Annotated in this window: 15 protein-coding genes and 1 pseudogene; 7 read left to right on the forward strand and 9 right to left on the reverse strand. The window is 66.4% G+C overall.

Annotated elements, in window-relative coordinates; genetic code table 11:
- Positions 1 to 18: 18 nt before the first annotated feature.
- Entirely contained in the window at positions 19 to 1,257 is a 1,239-nt protein-coding gene (gene phnA / locus LGM42_RS29645; RefSeq protein ID WP_226234117.1) for a phosphonoacetate hydrolase, read from the reverse strand.
- 141 nt (positions 1,258 to 1,398) lie between these two features.
- On the opposite strand from phnA, the pseudogene LGM42_RS29650 reads away from it, so the two are divergent.
- The 3 genes and pseudogenes from LGM42_RS29650 to LGM42_RS29660 all read left to right on the forward strand — a co-directional run.
- A pseudogene (locus LGM42_RS29650) lies at positions 1,399 to 1,620 on the forward strand (2-aminoethylphosphonate--pyruvate transaminase); the annotation flags it as partial.
- A 90-nt stretch (positions 1,621 to 1,710) separates the two neighbouring features.
- The gene (locus LGM42_RS29655) at positions 1,711 to 3,099 is read left to right on the forward strand and encodes an FAD-dependent oxidoreductase (RefSeq protein WP_226234118.1); all 1,389 of its coding nucleotides are present in this window, start codon (positions 1,711 to 1,713) and stop codon (positions 3,097 to 3,099) included.
- A 691-nt stretch (positions 3,100 to 3,790) separates the two neighbouring features.
- A complete protein-coding gene (locus tag LGM42_RS29660) occupies positions 3,791 to 4,156 on the forward strand; it encodes a hypothetical protein (RefSeq protein WP_226234119.1) in 366 nt (121 codons plus the stop codon).
- 141 nt (positions 4,157 to 4,297) lie between these two features.
- Here the strand turns inward: LGM42_RS29660 and LGM42_RS29665 are convergent, their stop codons facing one another.
- On the reverse strand, positions 4,298 to 5,023 hold the full coding sequence (locus tag LGM42_RS29665) for a phosphonate utilization associated transcriptional regulator (RefSeq protein ID WP_226234120.1): 726 nt from the start codon (positions 5,021 to 5,023) through the stop codon (positions 4,298 to 4,300).
- A gap of 291 nt (positions 5,024 to 5,314) precedes the next feature.
- Positions 5,315 to 6,955, reverse strand: coding sequence for an L-lactate permease (locus tag LGM42_RS29670; RefSeq protein WP_226094322.1), 1,641 nt, complete (start codon positions 6,953 to 6,955; stop codon positions 5,315 to 5,317).
- A 418-nt stretch (positions 6,956 to 7,373) separates the two neighbouring features.
- On the opposite strand from LGM42_RS29670, the gene LGM42_RS29675 reads away from it, so the two are divergent.
- Positions 7,374 to 7,691 carry a DUF4148 domain-containing protein gene (locus LGM42_RS29675; RefSeq protein WP_226234121.1) on the forward strand — a complete coding sequence of 106 codons (318 nt, stop codon included), beginning with the start codon at positions 7,374 to 7,376 and terminating at the stop codon, positions 7,689 to 7,691.
- A 72-nt stretch (positions 7,692 to 7,763) separates the two neighbouring features.
- Here the strand turns inward: LGM42_RS29675 and gshA are convergent, their stop codons facing one another.
- From gshA to ada, 3 genes are all read right to left on the reverse strand, one after another.
- Positions 7,764 to 9,377, reverse strand: a complete 1,614-nt coding sequence (gshA, locus tag LGM42_RS29680) for a glutamate--cysteine ligase (RefSeq protein WP_226234122.1) — start codon at positions 9,375 to 9,377, stop codon at positions 7,764 to 7,766.
- Positions 9,378 to 9,840: 463 nt separating this feature from the next.
- Complete coding sequence (locus tag LGM42_RS29685) at positions 9,841 to 10,800, reverse strand: DNA-3-methyladenine glycosylase family protein (protein ID WP_226234123.1); 960 nt, start codon at positions 10,798 to 10,800, stop codon at positions 9,841 to 9,843.
- The gene (ada, locus tag LGM42_RS29690; RefSeq protein ID WP_226234124.1) at positions 10,797 to 11,888 is read right to left on the reverse strand and encodes a bifunctional DNA-binding transcriptional regulator/O6-methylguanine-DNA methyltransferase Ada; all 1,092 of its coding nucleotides are present in this window, start codon (positions 11,886 to 11,888) and stop codon (positions 10,797 to 10,799) included. Before ada ends, LGM42_RS29685 begins: the two co-directional genes overlap by 4 nt.
- Before the next feature lie 429 nt (positions 11,889 to 12,317).
- Here ada and LGM42_RS29695 point away from each other — a divergent pair, with 429 nt between their 5' ends.
- Entirely contained in the window at positions 12,318 to 12,731 is a 414-nt protein-coding gene (locus tag LGM42_RS29695) for a VOC family protein (protein WP_059573587.1), read from the forward strand.
- A 21-nt stretch (positions 12,732 to 12,752) separates the two neighbouring features.
- Here the strand turns inward: LGM42_RS29695 and LGM42_RS29700 are convergent, their stop codons facing one another.
- From LGM42_RS29700 to speG, 3 genes are all read right to left on the reverse strand, one after another.
- A complete protein-coding gene (locus tag LGM42_RS29700) occupies positions 12,753 to 13,307 on the reverse strand; it encodes a YaeQ family protein (RefSeq protein WP_060966491.1) in 555 nt (184 codons plus the stop codon).
- Positions 13,308 to 13,496: 189 nt separating this feature from the next.
- A complete protein-coding gene (gene sap1 / locus LGM42_RS29705; protein ID WP_226234125.1) occupies positions 13,497 to 13,844 on the reverse strand; it encodes a surface attachment protein Sap1 in 348 nt (115 codons plus the stop codon).
- A 490-nt stretch (positions 13,845 to 14,334) separates the two neighbouring features.
- Positions 14,335 to 14,892 carry a spermidine N1-acetyltransferase gene (gene speG, locus LGM42_RS29710; RefSeq protein WP_226234126.1) on the reverse strand — a complete coding sequence of 186 codons (558 nt, stop codon included), beginning with the start codon at positions 14,890 to 14,892 and terminating at the stop codon, positions 14,335 to 14,337.
- A 149-nt stretch (positions 14,893 to 15,041) separates the two neighbouring features.
- On the opposite strand from speG, the gene LGM42_RS29715 reads away from it, so the two are divergent.
- Positions 15,042 to 15,212: a hypothetical protein gene (locus LGM42_RS29715; protein WP_006489933.1), complete on the forward strand. Its 171-nt coding sequence runs from the start codon at positions 15,042 to 15,044 to the stop codon at positions 15,210 to 15,212.
- Between the two features lie 115 nt (positions 15,213 to 15,327).
- Positions 15,328 to 15,576 (forward strand): DUF2795 domain-containing protein, encoded by a 249-nt coding sequence (locus tag LGM42_RS29720; protein ID WP_060966488.1) that lies wholly within the window; start codon positions 15,328 to 15,330, stop codon positions 15,574 to 15,576.
- Positions 15,577 to 15,661 lie beyond the last annotated feature (85 nt).

A 15,661-nucleotide genomic window follows, 5' to 3' on the forward strand; every position in this document is an offset into this window, starting at 1 on the left:
CCCAAAGACGCGCGTGCATCACTGCAGATGGTTGAGCGCGATATCGATGATGTCGAAGTTGCGCAGCCGCGCGCGGCCCGCGACGTCGGTCGCGACCGGCTTGCTGAAGATCAGCGGCACGATCTGCTCGGAGATCCCGCCGTGCGAGCGCAACGGCACGTCGAGGCCGGACAGATCGTGCTTGATGCGGCGCGTGCCGAGCACGACGTCCTGCCTGGAGATCACGATCAGGTCGCCCATCCGCGCGGGCGGCAGCTCGAAGCGCGCGCAGCCTTCGGCGCCCGTCAGCACGACGTCGATGCCGTCGACCGCGGCGAGCCGCGCGCGCAGCGCTTCGGCATCGGCCGTTGCCGGCACATAGACGGTCGCGAACGAACCGAGCGCACCATGGTGCACGACGTACGGATCGGTGATCGGCAGGATCACGCGCGCCGCATCGTGGCCGAGCCATTCGTCGGACAGCTCCTGCAGGTAGACGACGTTCGGCTCGCCGGTCGTGTCGTCGTGCTTCGCGTTCATCCCGTGATCGGCGGTGATCGCGACGATCGCGCCGAGTTCGTCGAGGCGCTTCAGGTACGTGTCCATCATCGCGTAGAACGCGTTCGCGCCTTCCGTGCCGGGCGCGCACTTGTGCTGCACGTAGTCGGTGGTCGACAGGTACATCAGGTCGATCGGGCGCGTCTCGAGCAGCCGCACGCCGGCCGCGAACACGAATTCCGACAGCGCCGCGCTGTACACGCTCGGCACCGGCTTGCCGACCAGCTCGAGCACGTTGTCGATGCCGTTTTCCTCGACGCTCGCTTCGTCGGCCTTTTCCGACGAGAAGCAGATGCCCTTCAGCCCCTTGCCGAGCAGGCGGCGCAGCTTGTCCTTCGCGGTGACGACCGCGACGCGCGCGCCCTGTTCGGCGAAGGCCGCGAGCACGGTGGGCGCGACCAGGTACTTCGGATCGTTCATCAGCACCTCGGCGCCGGTGTCGCGATCGTAGAAGTAGTTGCCGCTGATCCCGTGGATCGCCGGCGGCACGCCGGTCACGATCGACAGGTTGTTCGGGTTCGTGAAGCTCGGCACCACGCATTCTCCCTTCAGTGCCGTGCCTGGCTTCAGCAGCGTGCGCAGGAACGGCGCGACGCCCGCCTCGGCGGCCTCTTCCAGATATTCATACGCGCAGCCATCGACGCAGACGACCACCACGGGCCGGCTCATCCAGTTGTAGCGGCGGCCGTTCACTTCCACGGAGACGGGCGTTTCAGTCATGACGTTCATTCCTTTCGGGGCGAAGCGGTGAGCCGTCGGCGCCCGTGCCGCGCCGAACGAGTGTTTCGATGCTTGACATTAAAATGGACGATTTGTAGATTGTCAACAACATGCAAAAAGCAGGAAGCAAGGCGATGGCGCCCGGACGATCCAAATGACGACTTCAAGCGGTGTTATCAGTAGGTCAAAAAGCGCGCCTACATTCCGTATCCGGGCAAGCGGACCGAAGTGCAGACGCTCCGCGTCGGCTGCATCGGTCGCGTCGGCGAAGCCGGGATTCCACGCGCTGTCGCGGCGATCGCCGACACGCTGAAGGCGATGGATGTGCGCCGCAGCCGCCTATCGGCCGAAGCGGCCGCATGACGATGTGACGCGACGTACCGACCGCATACACATGTGGCCGCCCGTTTTTCCGGCTGTGCGCCGCACGGCCCTTTATCGACGAATGCTCCGATGCGCCCCTTCTGGATCGAACAAGCGCTGTTCAACGACGGCGATCTCGCCCCCGCGCTGCAAGGTGCGACGCGGGCCGACGTGTGCATCGTCGGCGGCGGCTTCACGGGCCTCTGGACCGCGATCCAGGCGAAGCAGCACAACCCCGCACTCGACATCGCGATCCTCGAGGCCGACCTGTGCGGCGCCGGCGCGAGCGGCCGCAACGGCGGCTGCCTGCTCACGTGGTCGGCGAAATTCCTGACGCTGCGGCGCCTGTTCGGCGAAGCCGAGGCGATCCGGCTCGTGAGGGCGTCGGAAGCGGCCGTCCAGCACATCGCCGACTTCTGCCGCGCGCACGGCATCGATGCGGACCTGCGGCTCGACGGCACGCTGTACACCGCGACGTCGCGCGCGCAGGTCGGCACGCTCGCGCCAGTGCTCGACGCGCTCGCCGCGTGCGGCATCCACAGCTACGAGCCGCTGCCGCCCGCCGAAGTCGCGCGCCGCTCGGGCTCCGCACGCAATCTCGACGGCGTGTACTCGCCGATCGCCGCGACCGTGCATCCCGGCAAGCTCGTGCGCGGCCTGCGCCGCGTCGCGCTCGAGATGGGCATCCGGATATACGAGCGCACGCCGCTCGTCGACTTCACGCCAGGGCAGCCGGCCGTCGTGCAGACGCCGTCCGGCAGCGTGCACGCAGGCAAGCTGGTCTTCGCGATCAACGCGTGGATGGCGAGCCGCTTCCCGCAGTTCGAACGCACGATCGCGGTCGTGTCGAGCGATATGGTCATCACCGAGAAATGCCCGGCGTTGCTGGCGCAGACGGGGCTCGTGGACGGCGTGTCGGTGCTCGATTCGCGGATCTTCGTCTACTACTACCGCACGACGGCCGACGGGCGGCTGATGCTCGGCAAGGGCGGCAACACGTTCTCGTGGCGCAGCCGCATCGCGCCCGTGTTCGACCGGCGCTCGCCGTACGAGGCGCAGCTCACGCGGAGCCTGCGCGCATTTTTTCCGTCGCTTGCGGGCGTGCCGATCACCGCAAGCTGGAACGGGCCATCGGACCGCTCGGTAACGGGCTTCCCGTTCTTCGGCCGCCTCGACGACGCGCCGAACGTGTTCTACGGCTTCGGCTATTCGGGCAACGGCGTCGGGCCGACCTACATGGGCGGGCAGATCCTGTCGTCGCTCGTGCTCGGCCTCGACAACGCGTGGACGCGCAGCCCGCTCGTGCGCGGCCCGCTCGGCCAGTTTCCGCCGGAGCCGATTCGCTATGTCGGCGCGCATGTCGTGCGCAATGCGATCCGCCGCAAGGAGCGCGCGGAAGACGAGAACCGGCAGCCGTCGGTCGTCGATACGTGGCTCGCGAAGTTTGCAAGTGCGGCGGGGAAGGCGGACAAGGCGTAACGGGCGGGGCGAATGCGGCGAGGAACGGGAGAGGCCGGCGGCTCGCCGGCACCATCATGTCGCCAGCCTCTGTCGAATCCGCACATCGACCGAACAACAGGTGAGGAAATCCCGCTAATAGAAAAAGTCCGATTCCAGGAGCCGCTTTTGTTTCGAAACGCAAAATCCCCCATGAGGACAATCACGCATCGACAAGACATGTCCCAGCTAAAATAAAACTTATAAAACGGCGCGCCAATCCATACGCTTTATTTTTGTCATTTCATTACCTCGGTTTTATTATCAAAAACAGCATGATAGGATTCAAACAATCCGACAAATAGAATCCCGTTTTTTCTTTCATGCACTCATCAACAACCATTGAAATCTTGATTAGCGATTCCCGATCCGTCTCGAGAGGGTCGCAGTTCGGACATGTCGCGATTGCAGTCGATGGGGTCGTATATGGCCGAGCGCAGCCGGGATGGGACGTAGATAACATCCTGAACTACTTAAATCGCCAGCAGACCAAGATGCAACGCGATACGATCGGCTATCTCCTTCATACATCCAGGGATGAGAAAAGGATCATCGTTTCCGAGATAAAACGCCGGCTACACGAAAACAAACCATACTCTCTCATCGACAACAATTGCTCCTCGAACATAGCCGAAGTACTTGGCAAAGCGGGAATTCTGGCTCACGACCCGAGATGGCAACTCCCGAGTATCATAGCGCCTGCGGATTTGATGACCGGTCTGCGCCATTCGAAACGCCTGATTTGAATCCGACGGTATCCGAAAAAATGACACGCCTGCTGCTACTTGTCGCGCTCACGATGATGATCGGTGCGTGCTCGAAATATAAAGACGAGAAATGGGCGGCGCTTCGCGACATGCCGGCCTTCGCCGAGCCAAACGACGACAGAACGCATCCGATCTTCACGGTCAGGAAAGGCGAATCCTGCGTCCCGGTGGCGGATCGGGCTGCGAAGATTTACGCGTACACGCAAGTGCGCTGCGAATCCGGAACGGGTTGGGTACTCGACGACTTCTTTGATAAGCAGCGCGGCCAATGATCAGCGGCGAGCGATCATCGCATTCGGACGAATATCATCGATGTCCTGCGGAGAGCGCGCCTTCAGCGCTCTGCCATGCAAGCGGGCGATGCGCACCCACTCCGTGCCGCGTCACCGTGCGGTGACAGCTAACGCGGCAATTCACGCGCCCGCCTTCTCCCGCGCCGCCTTGCCCGTCGCGGGCAACCCCTGCTCATGCATGCGGCGCATCCGTGCGAGACCATGCGCGACGTGCTCGCGCACGAGCGCGACGGCCTTTTCCTCGTCGCCAGCCGCGAGCGCCTGCACGATCCTGTCGTGCTCGGCCGCCGACACCGCGATCGCATCCTCCTCGGCCTCGATCGCCGCCTGGCGCAGCAGGCCGAGCTGGCGCACGAGCCGCCGGTAGGTATCGACGAGATGCGTATTGCCGACGCCGACGACCATCGCGTCGTGGAACTGCACGTTCAGCTCGGTATAACGCGTGACGTCGTGCGCCTTCGCGGCGTCCTTCATCGACTGGACGATGCCCTTCAGCACCTTCAACGTATCGGGCGAGCTACGCTTCGCGAGCGCGCGCGCGACCGATTCGTCGAGCATCGCGCGCACTTCGTAGATCTCCTCGGCCTCGCGCAGCGGCACGACACGCACGGTCACGCCGCGGTTCTTCTCATTGCGCAGCAGCCCAGCCTGTTCGAGCGCGCGGAATGCTTCGCGCACCGGGCCGCGCGACACGTTCAGCTTGGTCGCGATATCGACTTCGTTGAGCTTTTCGCCGGGCGCGTATTCGCCAGACACGATCGCACGCTCGAGCATGTCCTGAACGATCATCGCGAGCGACTGGCTTTGCAGGAGTTCGATGGCGCTGAGCGCGTTCGGGGCGGTCATGGTCGGGCAGGCGGCGGAGCTGTCGGTGAAAACGGGGGCGCCGTATCGGCGAATGATCGTTGTATACCGTCGCCCCGGCATATTGTCCACAGTTTTCAGTCGCCAAAAGCCCATCCTGCGCGCCGGAGCGCAACCAATCTGCAACCGGCACGCCGCCGCCGTGCGGTACGCGGCGGGCGAACGCGCGCTGAGCCGCCGCGCGCTCGCCGTTTTCCGCACGCTACGTGGCGCTTTTCCCGCGCCTTCCCTCGTTGTTTTCCTCGTGCCTTCCTTCTGTCGCGGCACCGTGCGTCACTTCGGCAGCGCCGGAATCATCCACGTCAACACGTGCTGCTGCAGGAACACCAGCACGCCGAGCAGCAGCGTCAGGACCACGCTGTGCCAGAAGGTGCGTGCGAACACGACGCCCTCCTGCCCTTTCAGGTCCGTCGTCGACACGCCCGTCGCGATGTTCTGCGGCGAGATCATCTTGCCCATCACGCCGCCCGACGAGTTGGTCGCGGCCATCAGCACCGGATCGAGGCCGAGCTGCCGTGCGGCGACGACCTGCAGGTTGCCGAACAGCGCGTTGCCCGACGTGTCGCTGCCGGACAGGAACACGGCGATCCAGCCGAGCGACGCGGACACCAGCGGGAACAGCGCGCCCGTCGACGCGACGCCGGTGCCGAGCGTGTAGCTGATGCCCGAGTAGTTCAGCAGGTACGCGAGCCCGACGATCATCATCACCGTGACGATCGCGATCCACGTTTGCCGCCACGTCTTCACCACGCATTCGACGAACGCGCCGGGGCCGGTGCGCGTCAGCGCGGCCGTGATGATCGCCGACACGAGGATCGCGGTGCCGGTGCCGAGCGGCTGGAAATCCCAGATCGCCGCATACGGCTTGTGGTACAGCGACACGTACACGGCGTTGTGCAGGCCCGGCCACTTGATCTTCACGTCGCCGATCGCCGCGATGTTCGCGTGCACCCACACGATCACGACCACCGACACGACGAGCCACGGCAGCCAGCCGCCGAAGCCCGCGCGCGCGGCGCCGGCGGCGGCCGGCACGCTGCGCGCGAGCGCGTATTGCGGATCGGGCTGCGGCTTCCACACCTGCAGGAAGCCGATCGTCACGATCAGCGACGAGAGCGACGACAGCACGTCGGTGAGCTGATAGCCGAGGTAGTTCGACGTGACGAACTGCGCGAGCGCGAAACTGCCGCCGGACACGAGCAGCGCCGGCCACAGCTTCGAGATCGATCGCAGCCCGCCATACGCGCCGACCACGTAGAACGGCAGCAGCAGCGCGAAGAACGGCAACTGGCGGCCGACCATCTGCGCGAGCGTCGCGGGCGGCAGCGACGTGACCGCGCCGAGCACGGTGATCGGCACGCCGAGCGCGCCGAACGCGACCGGCGCCGTGTTGAACAGCAGCGTATAGGTGAGCGCTTCGAGCGCGGGGAAACCGAGCGCGATCAGGAGCGCGCTCGTGATCGCGACCGGCGTGCCGAAGCCGGAAATCCCTTCGAGCAGACAGCCGAACGAGAACGCGACGACGAGCAGCACGAGGCGGCGGTCGTCGGGCAGGTTGTCGAGCATCCACTGCCGGAACTGATCGAAACGGCCCGACTTCACCGCGATGTTGTACAGCAGCAGCGCGTTGAAGACGATCCACATCACCGGCACGACCGCGAGCGCCATGCCGGCGCCGACCGCGTTGAACGCGAGGCCGGCCGGCATCCCCCACGCGCCGATCGCGACCGCGAGGCCCGCGACGAGCCCCGCGAGCGACGCCTGCCACGCGGGGCGGCGCAGCACGCCGAGCGCGATCAGCGCGACCGCGATCGGGATCACGGCAACGAGAAACGACAGGAGCAGCGAGTGCGCGACGGGCGTCAACGGTTGCGCGAAGACGATGCCGGGCGGTAGGGCGTCGGTGGGATTCATCGTGTCTCCAGAGTCGACCCGAATTCGCATGTCGATGCGCCGGGTTCGGTACAAGGCGATGTCCTGCAGTCACGGCCGCGATCGGGCGCTTGCATGCGCAACGACGTTGCGCGGCCAACCGATCGGTCGCTTAAAAGAGGTTAGGAGGCGCGGCACGCTTGTACAAGGGGGAGAAGCCCGATGCGGCGGGCCGATGCGGGCGGCCCGCCGCACGATGGCCGGCAGATGGCGCGCCGCTGTCGCGTTCGACAGGAAACCCGTCGCGGCCGGCTCACCGGTGCGCGCAATGTTGCGCGACCGGAAAAGGTGACTGCCAGCCGCGACGATGTTTCGTTGGGCATCCGAAGCCTAGACTGGCTGCATCGTTTCCGGCCGCGCCGGCGATGGCGCGGCACCGGAGTCTCACGGAGCACACACGATGAAGACGATGAAACACGCGGCATGCGCTTTCGTGCTGATCGGCGCGGCGTTCGCCGCTCACGCGCAAGCCGCGTCGACGCTCACGCGCGCGCAGGTCCGCCAGGAACTCGTGGAGCTGCAGGCCGCCGGCTACCGGACGAGCCTCGCAAGCAGTCCCGACTTTCCGGGCAACATGCAGGCGATCATGCAGCGTGCCGCGCAGGCGCAAGGTGAAGGCGACGCTGCCGGTTACGGCGGCGCTGCCCGGGCCCGCACGGAATCGGGCAAGCCGGCGCTGCCGCACGTGTTCGATCGCGGCACGTACGCCCATCACTGATCGCCGATGGAACCGGATGGCCGTCGCATCGCGGCGTGGCGCAGCATTCTGCGCCGGCCGCGTGCGCGATCGTCACACGCTGAAGCGGTTCAGCGTATAGGCGCGATAGGCGGCGACGAATGCGTCGAACGATCCGGCCTCCTTCGCTTCGAGCTCGGCCTGCTCGGCGAGCGACTTCGCGGCGAGCGCCTGCTCGGTACGCAGCGTCTCGGCCGACGGCGGGCGCGCGCGGAAATGCGCGGCATGCGCTTCGCTCTGCGCGAGCGCGAACGCGAGGAACGACTGGCCGTTCTCGCGCATCGTGCGCAGCACGCGCGCGGACGGCGTGCGCTCCGGATCAGCGAGCTTCTCGCGCTGCGCGGCAATCGCGCGCGCATGCGCGTCGCCGCCGCGGATTTCGTCCAGACGTCGGCCGACGATCTCGATATCGGCCATCAGCTCGTCGGCCCACTGCTGCAGCGTGACCGACTGGCCGTCGCGCGTCAGCGTGAGCCCCGGCTTGCGGCCGTCCAGCGTCACGCTGCCGAAGTTCGCGTTCGCTTCCTTGTACGCGTCGCAATCAAGCGGCGCGCTTTCGTCGAGCGCGCACGCGAGCAGGAACGCATCGATGAAGCGCGCGGTCTCCAGCGCGATGCCGGTCGGTTCGAACGGATCGATGTCGAGGCAGCGCACTTCGATGTACTGCACGCCGCGCGACGCGAGCGCATGCAACGGCCGCTCGCCCGAATACGTGACGCGCTTCGGCCGGATCGTCGAATAGAACTCGTTCTCGATCTGCAGCACGTTCGTATTGATCTGGATCCACTCGCCGTCGCGATGCGTGCCGATCGCCTCGTACGCGGGATACGGCTCGCTGACGGCCTTCGACAGCGCGTCGAGATAGCCGGGCAGCGTGTTGTAGTCGACGTGCAGCGCGGCCTGGGCCGTCGTGTTCGAGTAGCCGAGATCGCTCATCCGCAGGCTCGTCGCATACGGCCGGTACAGCGTATCGGCGTCGAACGTGTCGAGCTTGTGCGGCTTGCCGCGCAGGAATTTCGTGTCGAGCACCGGCGACGCGCCGAACAGGTACATCAGCAGCCAGCTGCGGCGGCGGAAGTTGCGGATCTGCGCGAGATAGCGTTCCGACTGGTAATCGACGAGCGTCGCCGTCGATTCCTCTTCCGCATGCAGGCGCCGCCACACTTCCTCGTGCAGCGAGTAGTTGTAGTGGATGCCGGCGATGCACTGCATCGTACGGCCGTAGCGATACGCAAGCCCGCGCCGGTACACCGTCTTCAGGCGACCGATGTTCGACGTGCCGTAGTCGGCGATCGGGATCTGGTCGTCGGCCGGCAGCAGGCCCGGCATCGAGTCGTTCCACAGCAGCTCGTCACCGAGCGACGCATACACGTAGCGATGCAGATCGTCGAGGCGTTCGAGCGTGAGCGCGGCGTCGCGCTCCGCGGGCGTGATCAGTTCGATCAGCGCTTCGGAATAGTCGGTCGTCAGCGCCGGATGCGTGAGCGCCGAACCGAGCGCGCGCGGATGCGGCGTGAACGCGATCATCCCGTCGCGCGTCACGCGCAGGCTTTCCTTCTCGATGCCGCGCAGGCCGTCGGGCAGATGCTGCCGCGTCGGGCCCGAGCTCAGCGCGTCGAGGCGTTTCAGCAGCAGTTCGGACTGGCGGTAAGTCATGGTGTTCGACATGGAGACGCAAGTGCGTGACGGCCCCGCGCAGAACGCCGCGCGCGGCCGGCTGGATTGTTGGTCGCTTCGTTGGTAGCGGGCACTTTAACATCTCGCCGGAACCCGCGCTTGAGGTGGCGCCGGGTCCGGCGCACGGGCCTGAGCGGGCCACCGGACAGGCCGGACGCGCCGGTCCCGGCCTCCATCTCCGGTTCCGGACAATGCCGGCCGGCACGCCGGTCAGTGGAATTCGTCTGACGGAACGTGAACGGCGAACGGCAGGCGCGCGGGTGCAACCATGCCGCTGAATGGATCGGGAAGCGACGCGTGCGCGGGCGTCGCACGCGCAGCATCGGGGCGGCGCCGAATGCGTGGCATCGCCATGACGGGCCGCGTCACGCCTGCGCTCGCCGCATGCCGGCATCGCGTGCGCAACGGGTTGCGGCACTGCCTGCTGGCGGTCGCACCCGGCCGGCCGCCGCAGTTACCCGCCGCGCGCGCCGCCCGCCCGGTCAGCCACTTCGTTCCACAGATGCAGCGCCGCATACGCGCGCCATGGCCGCCAGCCTTCGGTGCGGCGCTTCTGGCTGGTGAGCCGGTCGAGCGCCGGGTCGCGCGCGGCGATCGACTGCATCAGCACCAGATCGGATGCCGGCCACGCATCGGGGTCGCGCCACGCGCGCATCGCGATGTATTCGACGGTCCACGGGCCGATGCCGGGCAGATCGAGCCACGCGCGGCGCAGCGTCGCGAGGTCGGCATGCGCGCGATCGACCGGCACGTCGCCGGCCGCCACCGCGCGCGCCACGCCGGTCAGCGCCGCCACGCGCTTGCCGGGCATCCCGATCTTGTCGAGATCGCACGCGGCCAGCGCGTCGGGCGTCGGGAAACGCCACGCGGGCGCGCCGTCGTCTTCATGAATCACGCGTTCGCCGGCCCGTTCGACGAGCCGGCCGACGATCGTCGTCGCGGCCTTCACGCTCACCTGCTGGCCGACGATCGCGCGCACGGCCAGCTCGAACCCCGACCATGCGCCCGGCACGCGCAAGCCCGGCGCGGCCTCGACGAGCGGCGCGAACCACGGATCGCGCGCGAGCCCGCCGCCGATCGCGGCCGGATCGGCGCCGAGGTCGAACATCGTCGCGACACGTGCGGCGAATGCGTCGTCGACGTGACGCGCGACCGCCCCTTCGACGGTCGCGATCAGGCAGTGCTTGCGCGGGTGCTTCGTGACGGTGAGCCGGCCGGCATCGCCGTGCAGATCGACGATGCGGCGATACGCGCTGCCGGCCACCTGCTCGACGCCCGGAATCGCGCGCCCGCTGAAGAAGCGCAGCACGCGCGCCCAGTCGTACGGCGCCTTGTAGCGCAGTTCCATCTGCGCGGACGGCGGCACCGGGCCGCCGTTCGCGACAGACGTGATCGTTATCGTGTCGATGCTCAAACCGCACTGCCCTCCGTCTCGGCTTCGGCTTCATCGTTGTGAACATGGCGCGCCTCCGCCGCGAGCAGCGTCGCCTTGCGGCGTACGCCCCAGCGATAGCCGGCGAGCGCGCCGCCCTTTTGCACGACGCGGTGGCACGGGATCGCAAGCGCAACCGGATTCGACGCGCACGCGGACGCGACCGCCCGTACCGCGCGCGGCGAGCCGAGCGCCTCGGCGATCTCCGAATAGCTGCGCGTTTCGCCGTACGGGATATGCGTCAGCGCTTCCCACACGCGCTGCTGGAACGCGGTCGGCGCGATGTCGAGCGGCAGGTCGAACGCGTGCCGCGTGCCGTCGAGATACGCGCGGATCTGCGCGACGAACGGCGCGAGCCGGGCCGACGATTCGACGAGTTCGGCCCGCGCGAACGCGCTCTTCAGCTCGACGACGAGCGACGCCGCGTCGTCGCCGAACGCGATCCGGCAGATGCCCTGTTCGGTCGCGGCGACGAGTACCGTGCCGAGCGACGTCGACGCGGTCGCGTAGTCGATCCGCAGGCCGGCGCCCTGGCGGCGAAACGCGGACGGCGCCATCCCGAGCTCGCGCGACACCGACGCATAGAGCCGCGACGGCGAGTTGAACCCCGCGTCGACGGCCGCCTGCGTGACCGGCTGGCCGTCTTGGAGCGCCTGCCGCAGCGCGGCGCCGCGCTGCGCGGCCTGGTACTGCCGCGGCGACACGCCGACCACGCGCTTGAAGAGCCGCTGCAGGTGGAACGGGCTCACGTGCACGGCGTCGCTCAACTGCTGCAGCGTGAGCCGCTCGGCGTGCGCGTCGAGCACCGCGCACGCGCGATTGACGATTTCCAGCTCGCGCGGCAGCCCTTCCGGCTGGCAACGCTTGCAGGGCCGGAAACCGGCCGCGCGCGCGGCCGCCGGATCGGTGAAAAAGGACACGTTCTCGCGGCGTGGCTGCCGCGACGCGCAGGTCGGGCGACAGAACACGCCGGTCGTGCTGACGCCATAGAAGAACGCGCCGTCCGCATGCGGATCGCGCGCGGTCACGGCGCCCCAGCGGGCATCGTCGGTCGGATAGGCGGTTTTCATCTGAACCTCGCACTCTCTAGTGTAGATGGTGCCTACTCTAGCCATCGGCACATGCCGTCGCGCCCTGGATCTTGCTCTGTGATTCGGGCCGGCGAATCGGGGCCACATCCATGGGGATAAATGCGACGAAACGCGCGCGGCGGCTGCTCGCGCGCCGTTTCCGTCATCGTCCCGTCACCGTTTTGCTGCAGTGCGGATGCGACAAATCGCCGTCCTGACGTTTTTTTGCAATCGGAATATTGCGTCGCACCATCGCCGTGTGTATAGTTGGAACTGTCTCCTCCATGTCTCCTCCTGATATGGATTAAGCCCGTTCCGCTCTGCGTGAACGGGCTTTTTTTCGTCCGTCGATTGTGCCGCGTTCCGGCCGGCAGCGCAGGCGCGATGCGTCTACACTCGATGCTCGTCGACTGCGAAGGAGTCCCGCCCATGAAGCCCACCATCCGCGGAATCGATCACATCGTGCTGCGCGTGACCGACATGGCGGCCATGACGCGCTTTTACTGCGACGCCGTCGGCTGCCATGTGGAGAAGGAACAGCCCGATCTGGGCCTCGTGCAACTGCGGGCCGGCGATGCGCTGATCGACCTGCTGACGGTCGGCGGCCCGATCGACCGCCCCGACAGCGGCCCGCCCGGCGCCGGGCGCAACCTCGACCACCTGTGCCTGCGCGTCGAGCCGTTCGATCCCGACGCACTGATCGCCCATTTCGCCGCGCATGGCGCGCGGCCCGGCGCGCCGGCCGAACGCTACGGCGCCGGCGGCTACGGGCCGTCGATCTACCTGTTCGATCCGGAAGGCAACATGGTCGAATTCAAGGGGCCGCCGGCCGCGCTCGGCTGAACGCGGCCGGCGCGCGAGCCGTTACGCGTCCGCGCGCGCCTTCAGCACCGTCCACTCGACCGCGACCGGATCGTGGTCCGCGCTCGAGATCCATGCGGCGCCGTCCTGCACCGTGCACTGCAGGCGCATCGTGCGCTCCGCGAGCCGCCCGAGCGCGGCCGCGACGCCGTCGGCGAGCGACAGCACCTGCACGTTGCGCAGCCGTTCGACCTTGCTGCGCACGCCCTGCCACCAGATATCCGACGTCTTGCCGCCGTACGCGATCACCGTGACCTGCCCGGCACGCCCGGCCGCTTTCGAGATGCGCCGTTCGTCGGGCTGACCGGCCTCGATCCACACGTCGATCGCGCCCGTCAGGTCCTTCTGCCACAAGTCGGGCTCGTCGACGTCCGACAGTCCCTTGCAGAATTCGAGCCGCTCGTGCGCGAACAGCGCGAACGCGACGATGCGCACCATCATCCGTTCGTCGGTTTCCGACGGATGGCGCGCCACCGTCAGCGCGTGATCGGCGTAGTAATGCCGATCCATGTCGGCGATTTGCAATTCGGCTTTGTAGATCGTGGATTTCAGCGCCATGCGGATACGGCCCGGGCGGGCATTCGGTTCGGTCGGCCGTGATGATACCGAATGCGGGCCGTCGGGCGCGCGTCATGCGCGACCCACAGCGCAACGGCCCGGCATTGGGCCGGGCCGCGTTCGGTTCGCGCCGCCGGCTCGTCGGGCCGGCACGCTCGCGCGTCGTGCGACTGCGCGGGGAATGGACGGTTACTGCTTGACGAAGCGCGAATCGGCCCAGAGGCCTTGCTGGTCGCTGTTGTCGGCGCTGACGAACTGCACGTCGCCCTGATCGACCGACACCACGCGGAAGCGCTGGCCTTCCGGCACCGACAGGCAGCGGAAGTCGTCGAAGTACTGCTGCTTCGCCTGCGACTTGCCGTCACGTTCGTGACTCAGTACGGAGTCCAGATTGTCTTTCGACAGGCAGCCCCATGCGTTCTTCGTCAGCTGGATTTCCTGCTTCGGCTTGACGGCCGAATCGCTGCCGGCCTGGGCGATCGACACCGCGCAAAACGCGCCGACAAGGGCAAAAAGGACACCGGTACGCTTGATCATGTTCTGTCTCCAGGCTTGCGGGCACCAGGCTGGGTTAGCTATGTGTTTAAAGGTGATCGTGAACCCGCGTTTTTCACTTTAGAAGACCGGCAAACGATAGCAAGCACATTTGTTGTGCGACCGCAATAGCGGCGGATTGTCGCACCCCGTGCGCGGCCCGCTTTTCGCGGGCGGCGCGCGTCCGGCAAACGCTGCCGAATCGCGGAGGGGTCCGCGCCGCCCGGCGGAAAGCGTTATCCGACAAGGCTTTCAGCGAAGTTACAATGCGGCGATTGAACGGTTTGGATAATCCATTTCGCTATTCGGCTCATTTTGATGCGTTGCACATAAAGTCATCCAAAATGATTCGACTTTTACCGCAGCGCGGCAGCACCTTTACCCGATACAAGAAAAATGCCAGATATAGGCGCATCCGTATTTATCCGTAGGTCGCCGCCTCTATTCGGCGCGCTCGGCGCCCCGTCGCAAGCGCCTTTCGTCCGTGTGGTGTTTACCCTGCTTTATTCAATCCGCTTTGCTGGCGCTCGAAATAATCGCGCTGGAAGATGCACATGCGATAAGCGTTGTGATACGCGCCATTCCCGAAAAATTCTTCCTTCAATTCGGCCTCGTGCTGGAATCCGCATTTCTCGTACACGTGAATCGCGGCCGCATTCGACGTATCGACGATCAGGTACAGCTTGCGCATGTTCAGCACCTTGAACGCGTATTCGATCGCAAGGCGCGTCGCCTGGCCCGCATAGCCGCGCCCCTGGCACTGCGGCGCGATGATGATCTGGAACTCGCCGCGGCGGTGGATGTAGTCGAGCTCGATCAGCTCGACGAGGCCGACCAGTTCGTCCCGCGCATCGACCGCGACGAAACGGCGCTCGCGCTGATCGTGCACGTGACGGTCGTACAGTTGCGACAGTTCCGAGAAGGTTTCGTACGGCTCCTCGAACCAGTAGCGCATGATCTTCGCGTCGTTGTTCAGCTCGTGGACGAAGCGAAGGTCCTGGCGTTCCAGCGGCCGTAGCGCGAGCGTGTGGGTATCGTTCTGAAGTTGCATGTTGGTGTCCTTTTTGATGTCGCCGCATGCGCGGAATGCCTGCGGCGCGGCCGCGTTCCGGCCCGTTTCGCACTGTAAGAAATTGAACGCGGGCGAAGTTCAGAGCCTAGAATGGGAACAAGGGTTCCTGCCACCGCAAGGAGGCTATCGTGATCGAGCAAGTCATCCTCGGAATTTTCCTCGTGCTGCCGCTCGTCATCGTGGCTGCGCTGTTTTCCGACGAACTCTGGCAGGAGCATCGTCGCCAGCATCCGCGCGACGAGAACGCACCGCACATCGACTGGAAGCATCCGTGGCGCCGCGTGCGACGCGGGCATTGACTTCGATCATCGTCGATCCGCCGCATGCGCAGGGCCGGCCAACCCAGGCCGGGTAACATGCGGGCACGACCCTTGCGCTTCGACCCGATTCCCGCCCCACCCGCGAGACACCGACGTGAACGACAAGCCCGCCCTTCCTCCGCACGATATCCCGAACGAAACGATCGACCTGCAGATCGCCGATGTGCTGGCGGCCGTCCGCTATCCCGCGAACAAGGATGCGATCGTCGATGCCGCACGCGACGCCGGCGCCAGCAACGAAGTGCTGGCGATGCTCGACGGCCTGCCCGAACAGGACTACGCGGACGTCGACGCCGTCACGCGCTGGATTGCCGGCAACTTCGGCCCGGGGCTCGGCATTTGAGCGGATGCCAATAACGCGATAGGATCGGGCCGCACCGGTCGCGCCGCGATCGGGGAGCGCGCCGCCCGGCGCAAGATCGGGCGTT

It is taken from the genome of Burkholderia sp. AU39826 (genome assembly GCF_020419965.1).
GTDB lineage: Bacteria > Pseudomonadota > Gammaproteobacteria > Burkholderiales > Burkholderiaceae > Burkholderia > Burkholderia semiarida.

Excerpts from the sequence above, each read along its gene's own strand:
- LGM42_RS29695 (WP_059573587.1), top strand. The coding sequence starts at position 12,318 with ATGAAGCCCACCATCCGCGGAATCGATCACATCGTGCTGCGCGTGACC.
- LGM42_RS29670 (WP_226094322.1), bottom strand. The coding sequence starts at position 6,955 with ATGAATCCCACCGACGCCCTACCGCCCGGCATCGTCTTCGCGCAACCG.
- phnA (WP_226234117.1), bottom strand. The coding sequence starts at position 1,257 with ATGACTGAAACGCCCGTCTCCGTGGAAGTGAACGGCCGCCGCTACAAC.
- LGM42_RS29700 (WP_060966491.1), bottom strand. The coding sequence starts at position 13,307 with ATGGCGCTGAAATCCACGATCTACAAAGCCGAATTGCAAATCGCCGAC.
- LGM42_RS29665 (WP_226234120.1), bottom strand. The coding sequence starts at position 5,023 with ATGACCGCCCCGAACGCGCTCAGCGCCATCGAACTCCTGCAAAGCCAG.
- LGM42_RS29655 (WP_226234118.1), top strand. The coding sequence starts at position 1,711 with ATGCGCCCCTTCTGGATCGAACAAGCGCTGTTCAACGACGGCGATCTC.
- LGM42_RS29675 (WP_226234121.1), top strand. The coding sequence starts at position 7,374 with ATGAAGACGATGAAACACGCGGCATGCGCTTTCGTGCTGATCGGCGCG.
- speG (WP_226234126.1), bottom strand. The coding sequence starts at position 14,892 with ATGCAACTTCAGAACGATACCCACACGCTCGCGCTACGGCCGCTGGAA.
- gshA (WP_226234122.1), bottom strand. The coding sequence starts at position 9,377 with ATGTCGAACACCATGACTTACCGCCAGTCCGAACTGCTGCTGAAACGC.
- ada (WP_226234124.1), bottom strand. The coding sequence starts at position 11,888 with ATGAAAACCGCCTATCCGACCGACGATGCCCGCTGGGGCGCCGTGACC.
- LGM42_RS29660 (WP_226234119.1), top strand. The coding sequence starts at position 3,791 with ATGGCAACTCCCGAGTATCATAGCGCCTGCGGATTTGATGACCGGTCT.
- sap1 (WP_226234125.1), bottom strand. The coding sequence starts at position 13,844 with ATGATCAAGCGTACCGGTGTCCTTTTTGCCCTTGTCGGCGCGTTTTGC.